14 protein-coding genes and 1 rRNA gene are annotated in these 14448 nt (G+C 48.2%); 6 read left to right on the top strand and 9 right to left on the bottom strand.

Annotated features, from left to right (window positions below):
- Position 1: 1 nt before the first annotated feature.
- Both DFP83_RS04775 and mpl read right to left on the bottom strand, forming a co-directional pair.
- Positions 2 to 637, bottom strand: coding sequence for a flavin prenyltransferase UbiX (locus DFP83_RS04775; protein WP_110574031.1), 636 nt, complete (start codon positions 635 to 637; stop codon positions 2 to 4).
- Between the two features lie 20 nt (positions 638 to 657).
- Complete coding sequence (mpl, locus tag DFP83_RS04770; protein ID WP_110573710.1) at positions 658 to 1989, bottom strand: UDP-N-acetylmuramate:L-alanyl-gamma-D-glutamyl-meso-diaminopimelate ligase; 1332 nt, start codon at positions 1987 to 1989, stop codon at positions 658 to 660.
- 131 nt (positions 1990 to 2120) lie between these two features.
- On the opposite strand from mpl, the gene DFP83_RS04765 reads away from it, so the two are divergent.
- The 5 genes from DFP83_RS04765 to DFP83_RS04745 all read left to right on the top strand — a co-directional run bounded on the left by DFP83_RS04765 (position 2121) and on the right by DFP83_RS04745 (position 6133).
- The gene (locus tag DFP83_RS04765) at positions 2121 to 3095 is read left to right on the top strand and encodes a class 1 fructose-bisphosphatase (RefSeq protein ID WP_110573708.1); all 975 of its coding nucleotides are present in this window, start codon (positions 2121 to 2123) and stop codon (positions 3093 to 3095) included.
- A gap of 81 nt (positions 3096 to 3176) precedes the next feature.
- On the top strand, positions 3177 to 3704 hold the full coding sequence (gene ppa, locus DFP83_RS04760; protein WP_110573707.1) for an inorganic diphosphatase: 528 nt from the start codon (positions 3177 to 3179) through the stop codon (positions 3702 to 3704).
- Between the two features lie 2 nt (positions 3705 to 3706).
- Positions 3707 to 4414: an ABC transporter ATP-binding protein gene (locus tag DFP83_RS04755; protein ID WP_110573705.1), complete on the top strand. Its 708-nt coding sequence runs from the start codon at positions 3707 to 3709 to the stop codon at positions 4412 to 4414.
- On the top strand, positions 4407 to 5651 hold the full coding sequence (locus tag DFP83_RS04750; RefSeq protein ID WP_110573703.1) for an ABC transporter permease: 1245 nt from the start codon (positions 4407 to 4409) through the stop codon (positions 5649 to 5651). The genes DFP83_RS04755 and DFP83_RS04750 overlap by 8 nt, the downstream gene beginning before the upstream one ends.
- Positions 5648 to 6133, top strand: a complete 486-nt coding sequence (locus tag DFP83_RS04745) for a DUF3299 domain-containing protein (protein WP_181416374.1) — start codon at positions 5648 to 5650, stop codon at positions 6131 to 6133. Before DFP83_RS04750 ends, DFP83_RS04745 begins: the two co-directional genes overlap by 4 nt.
- Before the next feature lie 5 nt (positions 6134 to 6138).
- Here DFP83_RS04745 and DFP83_RS04740 read toward each other — a convergent pair whose 3' ends face one another.
- The 6 genes from DFP83_RS04740 to DFP83_RS04715 form a co-directional block, all read right to left on the bottom strand.
- Complete coding sequence (locus DFP83_RS04740) at positions 6139 to 8355, bottom strand: EAL domain-containing protein (protein ID WP_110573701.1); 2217 nt, start codon at positions 8353 to 8355, stop codon at positions 6139 to 6141.
- A gap of 79 nt (positions 8356 to 8434) precedes the next feature.
- A complete protein-coding gene (locus DFP83_RS04735) occupies positions 8435 to 9145 on the bottom strand; it encodes a TIGR04219 family outer membrane beta-barrel protein (protein WP_110573699.1) in 711 nt (236 codons plus the stop codon).
- Between the two features lie 21 nt (positions 9146 to 9166).
- Positions 9167 to 10168, bottom strand: coding sequence for a DUF2333 family protein (locus DFP83_RS04730; RefSeq protein ID WP_110573697.1), 1002 nt, complete (start codon positions 10166 to 10168; stop codon positions 9167 to 9169).
- A 6-nt stretch (positions 10169 to 10174) separates the two neighbouring features.
- Positions 10175 to 10594, bottom strand: a complete 420-nt coding sequence (locus tag DFP83_RS04725) for a copper chaperone PCu(A)C (RefSeq protein ID WP_110573695.1) — start codon at positions 10592 to 10594, stop codon at positions 10175 to 10177.
- 35 nt (positions 10595 to 10629) lie between these two features.
- The gene (locus DFP83_RS04720) at positions 10630 to 10953 is read right to left on the bottom strand and encodes a hypothetical protein (protein WP_110573693.1); all 324 of its coding nucleotides are present in this window, start codon (positions 10951 to 10953) and stop codon (positions 10630 to 10632) included.
- 172 nt (positions 10954 to 11125) lie between these two features.
- A complete protein-coding gene (locus tag DFP83_RS04715) occupies positions 11126 to 13537 on the bottom strand; it encodes a TonB-dependent receptor plug domain-containing protein (protein ID WP_110573691.1) in 2412 nt (803 codons plus the stop codon).
- A gap of 240 nt (positions 13538 to 13777) precedes the next feature.
- Between DFP83_RS04715 and DFP83_RS13505 the strand changes: the two genes are divergently transcribed.
- Positions 13778 to 14065 carry a hypothetical protein gene (locus DFP83_RS13505; RefSeq protein WP_126753145.1) on the top strand — a complete coding sequence of 96 codons (288 nt, stop codon included), beginning with the start codon at positions 13778 to 13780 and terminating at the stop codon, positions 14063 to 14065.
- Positions 14066 to 14365: 300 nt separating this feature from the next.
- On the opposite strand, the gene rrf is transcribed toward DFP83_RS13505, so the two are convergent.
- Positions 14366 to 14448: ribosomal RNA gene (rrf, locus tag DFP83_RS13790) — 5S ribosomal RNA — on the bottom strand; the annotation flags it as partial.

The following is a 14448-nucleotide window of genomic DNA, read 5'->3' as shown; positions in this document are numbered from 1 at the left end:
TTTACTCCTTTCCATAGCCCCAGCGTTGCATCAGCGACTGCTCTAGACCCAAGTGATCGAGCATGCGCGCGACCATAAAATCGATTAGGTCATCGATCGTTTCGGGTTGGTGATAAAAGCCTGGCGCAGCAGGCATCACGGTGACGCCCAGTTCACTTAACTGCAACATATGACGCAAATGAATCGCTGAAAGCGGAGTTTCACGCGGTACCACAATCAATTGACCGCGTTCTTTTAAAACCACATCGGCGGCTCGCTCTATCAAGGTATTGCTGCTGCCCAAAGCAACCGATGACAAGGTGCTTGTTGAACACGGGCAAATAATCATTCGCTTAGGTGCCGCAGATCCCGATGCGACGGGCGAAAACCACTCCTCTTTGCCGAACACTTGCAACTGTTGAGGCGCGACCTCCACTCCACGTTTATTCAGAAGTGCAACCCACTGTTGCTGCATCTTTTCTGGCGCAGCAGATAAACTGACCTGGTGTTCAGTCGCCATTACAACACGTGCCGCACTTGATACGAGAAGATAGACCTGTTGCTGCTGTTGTATAAGACATTCTACCAAACGAATAGCATAAGGGGCACCCGATGCCCCCGTAATTGCGACCGTAATGCGGTTATCTTCAGATTTCATGTCATTCATCTAACCTATGATTAAGTGGCTTGTAACGCTGTCACTAAACGTCCCTGCATTCCCTCAAAACCACCATTACTCATGATGACGACGGTATCACCCGGCTCCAGGCCATCCATCGTATGCTGTAACATTGCCTCAGTTGTACTAAACACCGTTGCCGCAGGTACTGCACTGGCGATGTCCCAAGGAATTGATTCTGGCGCGAATATATTAACACTATCCGCGTCAGCAAGCGCACTGGCTAATGCATCTTTGTGCACGCCACTTTTCATCGTATTCGAGCGCGGTTCAAGTAGTACGATAAGGCGACCCGCTTCACTGTTCTTTAACGCATCGACCGTGGTTTTGATGGCCGTTGGATGATGCGCGAAATCGTCGAACACACGAATACCGCGGTGCTCTACCAACAACTCCAAGCGGCGTTTGGGTGCCTTAAATGTCGCTAGTGCGTCGGCAGCTTGCTCGGGTAATACGCCTACATGAAACGCGGCGATCATCGCCATGACAGCATTTTGCATATTATGCGTGCCTACAAGTGGCAACTTCACATGCACTTCGCGATCGTCACGGCGTAAAGAAAACCGCGATGCATCAACGGCGTTGGCTTGATAGCGCCAGTCCTTTCCGACTCGCACGACATCGCTCCAACAGCCTCGTTGAATGACTTCTTCAATCGCATCGATCTGATTAGGGATAATGACTTGTCCGTTGCCGGGCACGATACGTAGCAAATGAGCAAACTGCTTTTGAATATCAGCGAGGGTGTCAAAAATGTCCGCATGGTCAAATTCAAGGTTGTTGATCACCAAAGTGTTGGGCGCGTAATGGACAAACTTTGAACGTTTATCAAAAAAAGCGGTGTCGTATTCATCCGCCTCAATCACGAAAAAGTCGCTGTGCCCCAAGGATGCACTCACACTGAAGTTACCGGGAACACCCCCTATCAAGAAACCCGGTTGATAGCCATTCGCCTGCAAAATCCAGGTCAACATACTCGCGGTGGTGGTTTTTCCATGAGTCCCCGAAACGGCTAGCACCCAGCGTTTTTCGAGCACATTGTCATGCAGCCATTGAGCACCAGAACAATACCGTAGCTTTTGATTCAATACCGCCTCGACCTCGGGATTTCCTCGGCTCAAGGCATTACCAATGATAACTAAATCAACTGATTGATCGATGTTATCGTCGCGATACCCTTCTTTGAGCTCAATACCAAGCGCGCGCAATTGATCACTCATCGGCGGGTACACTTGCTGATCGGAGCCTGTCACCTGATGGCCAAGCTCCGTCGCTAAACGAGCGATACCGCCCATGAATGTTCCACAAACACCAATTATATGAATATGCATAATTAATTTTATCGGGCTAAAATAAAACACTCAGTGTATCACTCACGCGAACAATCAACAGGATTTTTGCGCAGAATTAATGTACGATACGCGTCCATACACCTGTCACGAAAAAAAGGGAATGGAACGACATGAAACGCCTGCTTCCAACGCTCCGTGCTGATAACGCACCTGAAGGACTGATTTCAGTTCTTAATACCCTACAAATTGCCGCTAAAGAGATTTCCTTTCGGCTGCACCAAGGCGCTCTCGCCGGGGTATTGGGCTCAACATTGGATGAAAACATTCAAGGTGAAACGCAGAAAAAACTGGACGTAGTAGCCAACCAACTGCTTAAAACCTTGTTACTCGAATCACCTCGCGTACATGCAATAGCTTCTGAAGAAGAGGACAGCATTGTGCTCAGCCCCAACTCGGGCGAGTATTTGGTGGCGTTCGACCCGCTGGATGGTAGCTCAAACATCGATATCAACGGCACTGTGGGTACTATTTTCTCGATCCTACCCAAACCCGAAACGCCATCTAACGATGAATCGATGTTTTTACAAAAAGGTCGCCATCAAGTGGCAGCGGGGTATGTTCTTTACGGACCTTCGACTATGCTTGTCATGACCACAGGCAACGGTGTGCGGACTTACACCTTAGACCAAACAGTCGGCGAGTTCTTGCTCACTAAAGACACCGCGGCAATCCCCGCCGATACTCAAGAGTTTGCAATCAATATGTCTAACCAGCGTCACTGGAGTAACGCGGTAAGAGAATACGTTGAGCACCTTCTGTTGGGCGAAGAAGGTCCACGCCAAAAGAATTTTAACATGCGTTGGAACGCCGCCATGGTTTCTGATGTCCACCGCTTAGTCACCCGCGGCGGTTTGTTTACGTACCCATGGGATGCGCGTAACCCCGAGAAGCCATTTAAGCTACGCTTGATGTACGAGGCTGCACCTATGGCAATGATTGTCGAACAAGCAGGCGGCGCCGCGAGCAACGGTTATATGCCGATCTTAGACATTGAGCCAGAACACATTCATCAACGGGTTGCCGTTATTATGGGTTCTGCTAATGAAGTGCAAAAATGCGTTGAGTATCACGAGAAGCACGGGTAAAGCGTTGGCTTAAGCCCTTGCTCCGACAGCGACAAACGATATAATTCACTAGTTAACAACTTTACTGATGTAGGAATCATTATGAGCTTAGGTAACGTGCCTGCGGGTAACAATCTTCCAGATGAAGTCAATGTAATCATCGAGATCCCAGCGAATGCGGATCCAATCAAATATGAAGTCGATAAAGACACAGGTACCCTATGGGTTGACCGCTTTATGGCGACACCTATGTTTTACCCGTGCAACTACGGATTCGTAAACCACACCTTGTCGCTTGACGGTGACCCGGTCGACGTACTTGTTCCTACGCCTTATCCACTACAAGCAGGTTCAGTCATCAAGTGCCGTCCTGTTGGCGTACTTAAAATGAGTGACGAATCAGGTGAAGATGCAAAAGTTATCGCCGTACCTGTGAGCAAACTCACAAAAGAGTATGACCATGTGCAGGATATTGATGACCTTCCTGAATTGTTGCGTGCTCAAATCACTCACTTCTTTGAGCGCTATAAAGAGCTCGAGAAAGGTAAATGGGTTAAAGTTGAAGGCTGGGGCGACGCAGCGGCTGCAAAAGAGGAGCTCGAATCCTCTTATAAGCGCGCTCAGAAGTAATCATGGCCTCTGCCATTGAAATAGATCGTCTTGCCTTTGCTTGGCAAGGCGATCAGCTCACATTAGATATCCCTCAGTGGACCGTAGAAGCGGGCGAAACCGTTTTACTACGGGGACCTAGTGGCAGTGGCAAATCGACATTATTATCTCTGTTGGCGGGTATTAACGTAGCCCAACAGGGGACCGTACAACTACTCGACCAGTCGCTCTCGGATTTATCCGGTCGTAAACGTGATAAATTTCGAGCTGACCATATCGGTTATATTTTTCAGCAATTTAACTTGCTGCCCTATTTAAGCGCACTCGACAACGTTCTTTTGGCCACTCAATTTTCGCCTAAACGACGCCAACGAGTCGCTGCTAGCGGACATTCCGCAGAACACCTGGCCGTTGAATACCTTCAACGTCTCGGTTTAACGTCAACACAGCTTCATCAAACCGCAGTTCATTTAAGCGTTGGGCAACAGCAGCGAGTGGCAGCTGCGAGAGCGTTACTCGGCGCGCCTGAATTGCTGATTGCCGATGAGCCAACTTCCGCCCTCGACAGTGATCGGCGAGACGATTTTATCAAACTTTTACTCGAACTCAGCGAGCAGAATAATACAACGGTGTTATTCGTCACACACGACGCTAGTCTCGGACAGTACTTTAATCGCCATGTTGAATTAAGTGATATCAACCGAGCGTCGGGAGGTTTAGCCCATGCTTAAACTCGCGATAAAAAGTCTAGCCAACCGCAAAACCAGTGCCCTACTTACGGTTATCGCGATTGCCGTCAGTGTCGCGCTGTTACTTGCCGTTGAGCGGGTGAAAGAGCAAGTTCAAGCGAACTTTGCCAACACAGTATCCGGGACTGACCTCATCGTCGGTCCAAGAAGTGGCGACGTACAGTTGTTACTCGCATCGGTATTTCATATCGGCGCATTAAATAACAGTATGAGTTGGCGGAGTTATGAAGAACTCAGTCAAAATCGCCAAGTGAAATGGTCTGTGCCTATATCGTTAGGCGACAGCGTAAGCGGCATGCCGGTCGTTGCCACCACGGTGGGTTATTTTCAACACTTCAAATATGCCAACCAGCAATCACTTCAACTACTTGAAGGCGATTGGTTCAAGCGCACTGAACAAGCGGTATTGGGTGCCGATGCGGCCGAGAAGCTTGGATATGCTGTAGGCGATCAGTTAATTATTGCGCACGGCACAGGCGGCATTAGTTTCAGTGAGCACAGTGGTCACCCCATTGATATCGTGGGTATTTTGAAGCGTACAGGAACACCCGTTGACCAATCGGTTTACGTCGATTTAGAGACACTCGAAGGGATTCATGGTGGTGAGTCTGAACATGAGGCACACGATGAGCATCATGATGAGCATGCCGATCATCATCACCCAACCGATGCGATTAGTGCTGCATTGGTGGGTCTAAAATCTCGTCAAATGGCGCTGTTCATGCAGCGTGATATCAATACAGCGGCTGGCGAGCCGCTGACCGCACTGATGCCAGGTCAAACGTTACAACAACTTTGGAAAACGCTGCGTGTGTTTGAGCAAGCATTGAATGGTATCTCAGCGATCGTCGTTGTGATTGGTCTACTCGGCATGCTAACGATACTGCTTGCTAGCTTACGTGAACGCAGCCGCGAGATGGCTGTATTAAGAGCCGTAGGCGCTGGCCCGGGTACACTATTTACCTTATTGGTCACAGAAGCCGTGTTACTGACGATCGTGGCTACGGCTTCAGGTCTCACGCTATTGTACATCCTGCAAATCTCCCTTTCCGGTATTATTCAACAACAAACTGGACTGTTGTTCGCTTTACAGTGGCCGACAGTGGCAGATTGGTGGAGAATGCTGTTTGTGGTTATTGCAGGCTTTTTAATGAGTCTTGTACCTGCTTGGCGAGCATATCGCCAATCACTTGCAGACGGTTTAACGGTGAAAGTATGAAGTATATAAAGTTATTTCTCAGCACTGCGCTGCTGTTTCTCGCCAGTCAGAATCTAGCGCTTGCGAGCGAAAAAATCGGTTGGAAGGATCTCGTGCCTGAAGGTTTTACACCGCCGCCAGTAAAGCCACAGTCATATTACGACCAAAACCCTGAGGAAGCGGAACAGAAGTTTCTTGATGCGCCTGTTGTAGAGGCATTGGATGGTAAGAAAGTAATGATCCCAGGCTACGTGGTGCAGCTCGAAGGCAACGCGGACGCTGTTACCGAGTTTCTGTTAGTACCGTATTTTGGCGCCTGTATTCATGTACCCCCGCCACCACCTAACCAAATCATTCATGTTAAGTTCGCCGAGGGTGTTCCTTACGAAAACACCTATGACGCAGTTTGGGTTGAAGGAACGATATCAACCCAACGCACGGACAGTGATTTAGCGGTAACCGGTTATTCAATGAAAGCAGAAAGTGTAACCGTCTACCAATAAGCGCCTTAGTTGACGTTGGCGGATTGCTTAGCTAGTAACTCCGCCAACTTTGCCGCTGGCATGGGTTTGGCGAAATGAAAACCTTGCGCCTCTGCCACTTCGAGATTTTTGAAATAACTCACTTGCTCCTCTAACTCAACCCCCTCGGCCAACACACTCAATCCAAGCCGGTGCGCCATATTAACAATGGTTTCGATGATAATCCGGCCACTGTCTTCGTTCGAGTTATGGACAAAGGTTTTGTCGATTTTAATTCGGTCTAGCGGCAGTTTCTGAAGATAGCTCAATGATGAGAACCCGACCCCAAAATCATCAATCGCGACATGAATGCCTTGGCGTTTTAACCGATAAAGAATATCGGCTACCAAGTCGGGATCTTCCATCACGATACTTTCGGTTATTTCTAACTCGAGTCGATCCGGACTTACATTATGGTTTTGCAGCTGTTGCTCAACCAACTCTGGAAAGTCACGCATTCTAAATTGAGGTACTGAAACATTAACCGCGACCCGCAGTTCGGGTAGACCCAGCTCATCAAATTGACGAATTTGTTGGCAGGCTTCCTCGATAACCCAAGCACCTATGTCAACAATTAGCCCTGAGTACTCGGCGAGTGGAATAAATTCACCGGGGGATATATAGCTACCGTCACGCTGAGGCCACCGTAACAAGCTCTCAACCCCAATAATCCGTTGAGTCGTCAAGCATATCTGCGGCTGGTACCACACCTGCAAACGACGGTCTGCGAAGTCAGCTCTGAGCATGCGTACGATATGCAAGCGACGTTGTGTCTCTTGCTCCATATACGGCAAGTAATAATTATGGCGCTCAAACGAGTTCTTTTTCGCGTTTTTTAGCGCGATATAAGCCTGCTTAAGTAAGCTCTTTCCGCTTTCATGCTCACTGTTAGAGGCTGCGGTGAAACCACACGTAATGCTAAGTGGAATATGATGCTCACCGGCACGGTACGGAAGTCTGAAGAGCTCATTTAAATTGCGAGGCGAAATGATTTCCTCAGGCCCAATGAGCCCAAAGACATCCGCCGCAATGCGCGATACAAAAACCTCTTGCCCCAATTGTTCACTCAACCGCAAAGCAACAGAACGCAACAATAGGTTACCGACGTCTTGACCTAAACCGTCGTTTACATCCGAAAAATGGTCAATATCAATAATTGCGACGACCGTTTTCTCGTCTTTATGCTTCGCCAGCGAAGTTAAACGGCGTGAGAATTCGCCGCGGTTCGCAACACCTGTAAGCGGGTCGCGGTAAGCGGCTGCGCGCAATTCCTCAAACAAGTTGGCATTTTCGAAGCCAACAGCGATATTGGCGAGGAACACCTCGAGGAGCTCTTGATCATAGTTCTCGAGAAGCTCAGCAGTCTCTATGTACGCTGCGGCTTGGTGAACCTGTCCATCAATAAAAAATACCGAGGCACCTTCGAGCTGCAGGTGTCGTTTCTCACGTAAGCACTGCTTAACTGCATCCTCAATAAACTTTGAATTTAGACTTGAGAGTGAACGGTTAATACTCCCAGCAAACTGTCCTGCTGCACCTAACACCAAAATTTCGTTATCTTGATGCGGCGCTCGCGCCCCAACAATACCCTCAGCACTTAACCCCAATAGCGAAGCCAACTGCGTAACCACGCCCTCTGAGAAGTTTACAATGGAGTGCTTCTCCATCAGATTTGAAGCGGAGTGTATGATTTTACGCAAACCACGACGGTTTTCGTTGATCGTGCGGAGCTGCTGATAGGAACGAATAGCCGCATAGACAGTTGTTAATAATCGGCTACGTGTTAGTTCAGTTTTAGTTTTGTAATCATTGATATCGTAGTCTTTGATGACGCTCTCTTCAGGAGCGTAGCCTGGCTGACCAGTTCGCAAAACGATACGAATTTCGTCATTTCGGAGTTCGCTTCGTATTGCACGAGCGACCTTTAAGCCGGCATCATCAGATTCCATGACCACATCTAACAAGACCATGGCAATATTGTCTTGATGAGCAAGCACATCCATGGCTTGCTCACCACTATAGGCGTGAATAAACTCGAGCGATTTATCAGCAATAATCACGTCAGAAAGTGCCATTTTGGTTACGGCATGAATCTCTTGATCATCATCGACGATCAAAATTTTCCAACTTTCTAACGCGGTGATCGCCTGTGCTTCATCATCGTCATCGATAAGAAACAGAGGTTCTTCATTATTACTGCTCATTCTTGCCTGCGATTTGTTAAACTCGATATAACAATCTAGCCATATCGACCTTCAACTGCAAGTATTTATCAGCGGTTCGTCAGAAATGGACGTCAACTGACAGGTAAGGTCCCGAAAAGCGAATATCACTGTAAGTGTCATCAATATCGTCGAGCTTAACTTCCATGTCTCGGTATCCTAAACTAACACTTGCATCAATGGCTGCATTATCAAGAAATTGGTACTCAACTGATGCACTGATGTCGCGGATATCACTATCATCAAAGCTCACCGCACTCGCTTCCGCGTTAATCCACCACGAGGTGAAAGGTAAGCCTATTTTAGTCGCAGCATAAGCCATAGGCACTGTACCCGAGAACTCAACCGGCGTTACTGCCGCATCAGCAACGATATAACTACTATTACCATCAAAACGCTTAGCATTGACACCTAAGTCAATCGATATGATGTCATTATCAAATATTTCGTAGTAAAGGATGTAATCAACGTGACTGAAGTCGCTCTCTGGGTTAATTCCCTCACCATCGACGGTCATATCGTTCCAACGCGCTTTAAAGTTTGGAATCAAGGGGATTGGATGTTCGACCGCAACGTAATAACTTGAAAACGCCTCGCTTTGATCATCGTAATTGCCTAAACGTACCTGAGGATCAAACGCTGAAATAGAGCCATCCACATTACCATCCCAGTATTGACCTCCCGCAAACACACCAAAAATTGTATCGGCATTCGCTGCCATTGGTGCAACCGCCAAAGCCGCAACAGGCAATATCTTCACAAATTGTTTCATAGTCTAACCTTTTTAAGTTCTTTAACCCTGTGCTAACAAGCTACGTAGTTCGATAAGTGCAGCGTTGGCACGAGAAATATAATTAGCCATTACCAATGAATGGTTCGCCATCAGACCAAAGCCAGAGCCATTCAGTACCATAGGGCTCCAGAGCGTCTTCTGCGTAGACTCTAATTCACTGATAATCTGTTGCAAGCTAATTAACGCATTTTTATCTTCTAGAATGTCGTTAAAATCAATTTCAACGGCTTTTAAAAAATGTAACAGCGCCCAAGATGCGCCGCGCGCCTCATAAAAAACATCGTCAATTTCCCACCAACTTGTCTGTTCGCGTACAATCTGAGGCGTGGGCGTGGACTGCCGCGCCTTTGCATCACCCGCTAACGTCACATCAGGTTCGACTCGTGCGACGCTGGCACTCAAACGGCGTGATAACGAGCCTAGACGCTTTTCAACTTCAGCAACCCATACACGTAAATTATCAGAGCGTGAATAAAACTGTGCCGAATGATCATTAGGATCAGCCAACGCAAGTCGATACTGCTTTAACTGCTTAATGACTTCACTAAACTCGCTCTCTGGAGAGGGAGCGAACCAACTCGTGTGATCAATGTTCATCGCAGGTTGTGCAACAACAAGAAAACTATTCTCTGCTGACTGAGACTGTGAACGGCTGTACTCATTACGCATGACTAACATCAAGTCTCGGCTCATTTGCACGACACCATACTCCCAAGCAGGAATATCATCGACCCATGCAAATGGAGGTAGGATATCGTTGCTCATATAACCCCCTCGCTTGTTCAGCAGGGTATCTAACACCTCAATAGCCGCTGTTGCGGTAGCAAAACCGTTAACAGGCTCTAGATTGAGCTGCTCGGCTTGAGTTTGAACACGCTGCTTAACACTAAAGGTGTCCGGCTCCTCGGAAAACCACCAAGCGGTCAGCCAAAGAATCAGTAGCAAAAACACGAGCGATATGAGTAACCACTTACTACTCAAATTAAATTTACCAATGCGCATAGTATGTTATCGACCCTCAACCTGGACTGAAATTAATTGTGTCTGATTAGTATCGTACGAGATGGTGAGATTAAAAGTTTCCCCTTTAACCAAAGGTTCTTTGAGACCCATCAGCATGAAGTGATAACCACCACTTTGAAAGACGACTTGCTCCCCTGGCTGAATGGAAAGCTCAGGTACATGCTTCATTGACATCATACCGTCTTTCATCACATGTGTATGGATTTGAGTCATTTTGCTAACACTTGAGCTGACACCGGTAATAATAATCGGTGAGGATGACGTGTTTTCGATAGTCGCGAACGCAACGCCGTTTTGTGAGCCAGGAATAGATTCTTTCGCACGTGCATCGGAGATATTCAAAGCATCTTGCGCCATGGCGCTTGTCGACACCATAAGCGCAAGACCTGCCAGTAGTTTTAACATTATTCTCACCTCAATTAATGATCATTGAGATGATGTTACACGGTTTTTCGTCGATCTCGAAATACAAAGTACAAGATAAGTAAACAAACGATAAGAGGCCAAAACATGCCAATACCGGTAAATATCAGTGCAATAAAGCCTGCCGCGAGACCCAGTAATACGCTACCAAATACAGTCATTACAACAAAGAAAACCAGACCGACAACCGCAAACCCAATTAGCAGACTAATACTGAACTCGAGCACCGAACCAACGGCAAAGCCCAAACCCGATAATATTTCTGGGGCAAAAAATAGCGCACCGACAACAAGTAACGCGATTAACCAACCTTTACCAGAACTACGTTTATATGTGGACATATCGCCCTCCTGATGTATTCACTCCATTCTGTTTAATTCAATCTCCGTGCCAAAAGTTAACCCTATGTTTTATATACATTTTTTTAAATAGCCATGGCGATGTGTTGGTATTATGCAGTCTTAGAAATAAAAAAACCGCCACTTAGTGGCGGTTTTGACCAACTCGATTCTGTTAGAAACGGTATTCAACTTCGGTATAAACATAGCCGCCGTTGAACCCAATAGGCGAGTTGGTAAGCGGGTACTTAAAGATACCATTAAACTGGTTACCTTCGCCGCGCTCATCAGGATACTCGTTGAATAAGTTCTGCGCACCAACGGTCACATCAAACTGGTCACTTAACGCGTAGCTTAACGTGATATCAGTAATCCAGTTAGGACCATAAGTTTCTTTACCACTGGAATAGTTAATACTGTACGTGCCAAAGTAACTAAATTGAACATTACTCGTCCAGCGACCCATTTCATGGGTTAGCCCTAGTGAAGCGCTACTTGAAGGCACTGATTCAGTCATTCTTACGCGCTCGTCTTCATCAAAGAGCACTTGCTCGAGTCCATCAAGCAACGACGGTAAGTTCACCGAATCAATTTCGGTATCATTGTAGCCATAGGCAAGTTGCGCTTTTAATGAACCATAGCTGCTCAAGTCATAGTCTTTGCTGACCACCAGGTCGATACCCTGAGTCGTTGTATCCACTGCATTCACAAAGAAGCGTGCATTATCTGCGTTGGTCTGCGATAAAGCTTCAGCAACAGCAGGTGAATCAGCTGGTGACACATCACCTGATAGGATGATGCGGTCATCAATGGCAATTTGATAGGCATCTAACGTGACCGCCAAGCCGTCATAACCATTCCACACCACGCCTAAGCTATAGCTCTGAGATTCCTCGGGCTCTAACCGACCGATATCAAGCGCGGTTGCGACATCGCTCAGGTTGTTGAACGTACCTGATTGCTCTGGTACCAAACCATCACCACGATCAACGAATAGTGTCGATACGTTGGTGAAGTACAGTTGCTGAACGCTTGGCGCACGGAAACCTGTATTCACTGCACCACGAATAGCGAATCGGTCAGTGATGTCGTAACGACCTGACACTTTCCAGCTTGTATTGTCACCGAAGTCTGAGTAATCCTCATAGCGTACTGCGGCGCTCCACAAGAAATCTGTGGTGAGTTGGTTCTCTGCCTCTAAATACACGCCGATATTATCGCGACTTTGATCAATTTCGGACTCAGGTGTAAAGCCACTAAATCCTTGGCTACCCGACGGGCGATCTTGATACCCGCCATCAATGTACGACGCTTCTTCACCCGCTTTAATTTGATAACTGTTTTCCCGATAGCTGATGCCTGTCGCTACCGATAAGTCAGAATTATTCACGAAAGGAATAAAGCGTTGCGCATCAATCGTGACGCTGGTTTCTTTGTTTTCCAGTGTACCGGCTTCAAATGAGGTCGGTGTCGCAGTTGGACCTAACGATGCATTAAGTGAATTTTTTACGTTGTACTGGAACTCACTGACGCCGTGTCCCGCACTGACATCAATGGTCCATTCACCTTGCAACCACTCGTATCCAGCATAGGCAGAGTAATCTTTTACATCCGGTGCAAGGATAGGCAAGAAGCCATCAGGGTAAATTTCTGTCAGCGTGTTAGATTGCAATGCACGGCGATAAAATGCACCCGACTCTGAAGAGCGGTCACTGACGCCAGCAAATGCGTAAACTGTGCCACCTGCTGCCACTTCTTGTTCATAATTCGCAAACAAGGCTGCGTTTTCATAATCGGCATCACCGACATGGAAACTATATCGATCAAAGGTTTCTTCGCGAGGATCCGGATCACCATTTGGCAATTCTGGATACTGTTGACGCGGATCAGGGCCGGCACGATTAGTCCGGTTTTTATGGTGAAACTCACCCGATACGGTCAATGACCCTGTATCGCCAACTTTAAAGCCACTGCTCGCTGACAGTTTGTATTGCTCGCCATCACCATCGTAGGTCTGACCGATTTGTGCGTTGGCAGTACCGCCTGAATCATTATCCTTCAGGACGATATTTATGACACCTGCAATAGCATCTGAGCCATACAGTGCAGCCGCACCGTCACGTAACACCTCGATGCGTTTAATAGCAGAGATAGGAATTGCGTTTAAGTCGACATTTGAACTACCGCGACCTGTTGTGCCGCTTAAGTGAACGAGCGCAGATTTGTGTCGGCGCTTACCGTTGACTAATACTAACGTGTGATCAGGTGAAAGCCCACGCAACGATGCAGGGCGAACCGCATCGGTACCGTCCGTGACAGATGAAGATGGGAAATTAAAACTCGGCACTGCATATTGCAATGCTTTAGCAGTCTCTGTGATACCCGTAGCAGCCAAATCTTCTGCTGAAATGATATCCACAGGTGCTGCGCCGTCGGTTGCAGTCCGATACGATAAACGTGAACCCACTACCTGAATGACTTCCTCTACATCGGCTTCTGCTTGATCTTGCTGCTGAGCCAACGTAGGCAAAGAACTGAGCGACGTTGCCGTAATCACGGCCATCGCGATTGCATTATATTTTCTCATTGACTGCTCTCCATGGACCTTCAACACAAAGGAATTGTGCCGGTCAATATACCAGTAGTTAAGAGTACGCAGATAATGCAGTTTACGATTATATATAAACAAAAATTATAGGTAGCGTGCGCCTTTGGCGCACGGGCGGTGTGGATTGTCGCGCAGGATGCGCGACCTACGTCGCACGGTCGTTACCACCATCGTAGCGAGCCCCTTTGGCGCACGGGGCGATGTGGATTGTCGCGCAGAATGCGCGACGTACGTGGCTCGGTCGTTATCACCGTCGTAGCGTGCGCCTTTGGCGCACGGGCGGTGTGGATTGTCGCGCAGAATGCGCGACGTACGTGGCACGGTCGTTATCACCGTCGTAGCGTGCGCCTTTGGCGCACGGGCCGGTGTGGATTGTCGCGCAAGATGCGCGACCTACGTGGCACGGTCGTTACCCCCATCGTAGCGTGCGCATTGTGCGCACGGGGCGGTGTGGATTGTCGCGCAGAATGCGCGACGTACGTGGCACGGTCGTTACCCCCATCGTAGCGTGCGCATTGTGCGCACGGGGCGGTGTGGATTGTCGCGCAGAATGCGCGACCTACGTGGCACGGTCGTTATCCCCATCGTAGCGTGCGCCTTTGGCGCACGGTTGGGTGTGGATTGTCGCGCAGAATGCGCGACGTACGTGGCACGGTCGTTATCACCGTCGTAGCGTGCGCATTGTGCGCACGGGGCGGTGTGGATTGTCGCGCAAAATGCGCGACCTACGCCGTACGGGCGCGACGGACGTCCGGCGAGCAGGCATAAAAAAACCCCAGCCAATCGGCTGGGGTCATTCTATTTGAAGTCTGGCGGTGTCCTACTCTCACATGGGGAGACCCCACACTACCATCGGCGCTGGTATGTTTCACTTCTGGGTTCGGAATGGA

It is taken from the genome of Idiomarina fontislapidosi (assembly GCF_003226255.1).
GTDB classification, from domain to species: Bacteria; Pseudomonadota; Gammaproteobacteria; order Enterobacterales; family Alteromonadaceae; genus Idiomarina; species Idiomarina fontislapidosi.
Note: the sequence above shows the minus strand (reverse complement) of the source record. Positions and strands in the feature narration are given on the sequence as shown.

Coding starts and splice junctions, on each gene's coding strand:
- DFP83_RS04775 (WP_110574031.1), bottom strand. CDS start 637: ATGAAATCTGAAGATAACCGCATTACGGTCGCAATTACGGGGGCATCG.
- mpl (WP_110573710.1), bottom strand. CDS start 1,989: ATGCATATTCATATAATTGGTGTTTGTGGAACATTCATGGGCGGTATC.
- DFP83_RS04765 (WP_110573708.1), top strand. CDS start 2,121: ATGAAACGCCTGCTTCCAACGCTCCGTGCTGATAACGCACCTGAAGGA.
- ppa (WP_110573707.1), top strand. CDS start 3,177: ATGAGCTTAGGTAACGTGCCTGCGGGTAACAATCTTCCAGATGAAGTC.
- DFP83_RS04755 (WP_110573705.1), top strand. CDS start 3,707: ATGGCCTCTGCCATTGAAATAGATCGTCTTGCCTTTGCTTGGCAAGGC.
- DFP83_RS04750 (WP_110573703.1), top strand. CDS start 4,407: ATGCTTAAACTCGCGATAAAAAGTCTAGCCAACCGCAAAACCAGTGCC.
- DFP83_RS04745 (WP_181416374.1), top strand. CDS start 5,648: ATGAAGTATATAAAGTTATTTCTCAGCACTGCGCTGCTGTTTCTCGCC.
- DFP83_RS04740 (WP_110573701.1), bottom strand. CDS start 8,355: ATGAGCAGTAATAATGAAGAACCTCTGTTTCTTATCGATGACGATGAT.
- DFP83_RS04735 (WP_110573699.1), bottom strand. CDS start 9,145: ATGAAACAATTTGTGAAGATATTGCCTGTTGCGGCTTTGGCGGTTGCA.
- DFP83_RS04730 (WP_110573697.1), bottom strand. CDS start 10,168: ATGCGCATTGGTAAATTTAATTTGAGTAGTAAGTGGTTACTCATATCG.
- DFP83_RS04725 (WP_110573695.1), bottom strand. CDS start 10,594: ATGTTAAAACTACTGGCAGGTCTTGCGCTTATGGTGTCGACAAGCGCC.
- DFP83_RS04720 (WP_110573693.1), bottom strand. CDS start 10,953: ATGTCCACATATAAACGTAGTTCTGGTAAAGGTTGGTTAATCGCGTTA.
- DFP83_RS04715 (WP_110573691.1), bottom strand. CDS start 13,537: ATGAGAAAATATAATGCAATCGCGATGGCCGTGATTACGGCAACGTCG.
- DFP83_RS13505 (WP_126753145.1), top strand. CDS start 13,778: ATGCGCGACGTACGTGGCTCGGTCGTTATCACCGTCGTAGCGTGCGCC.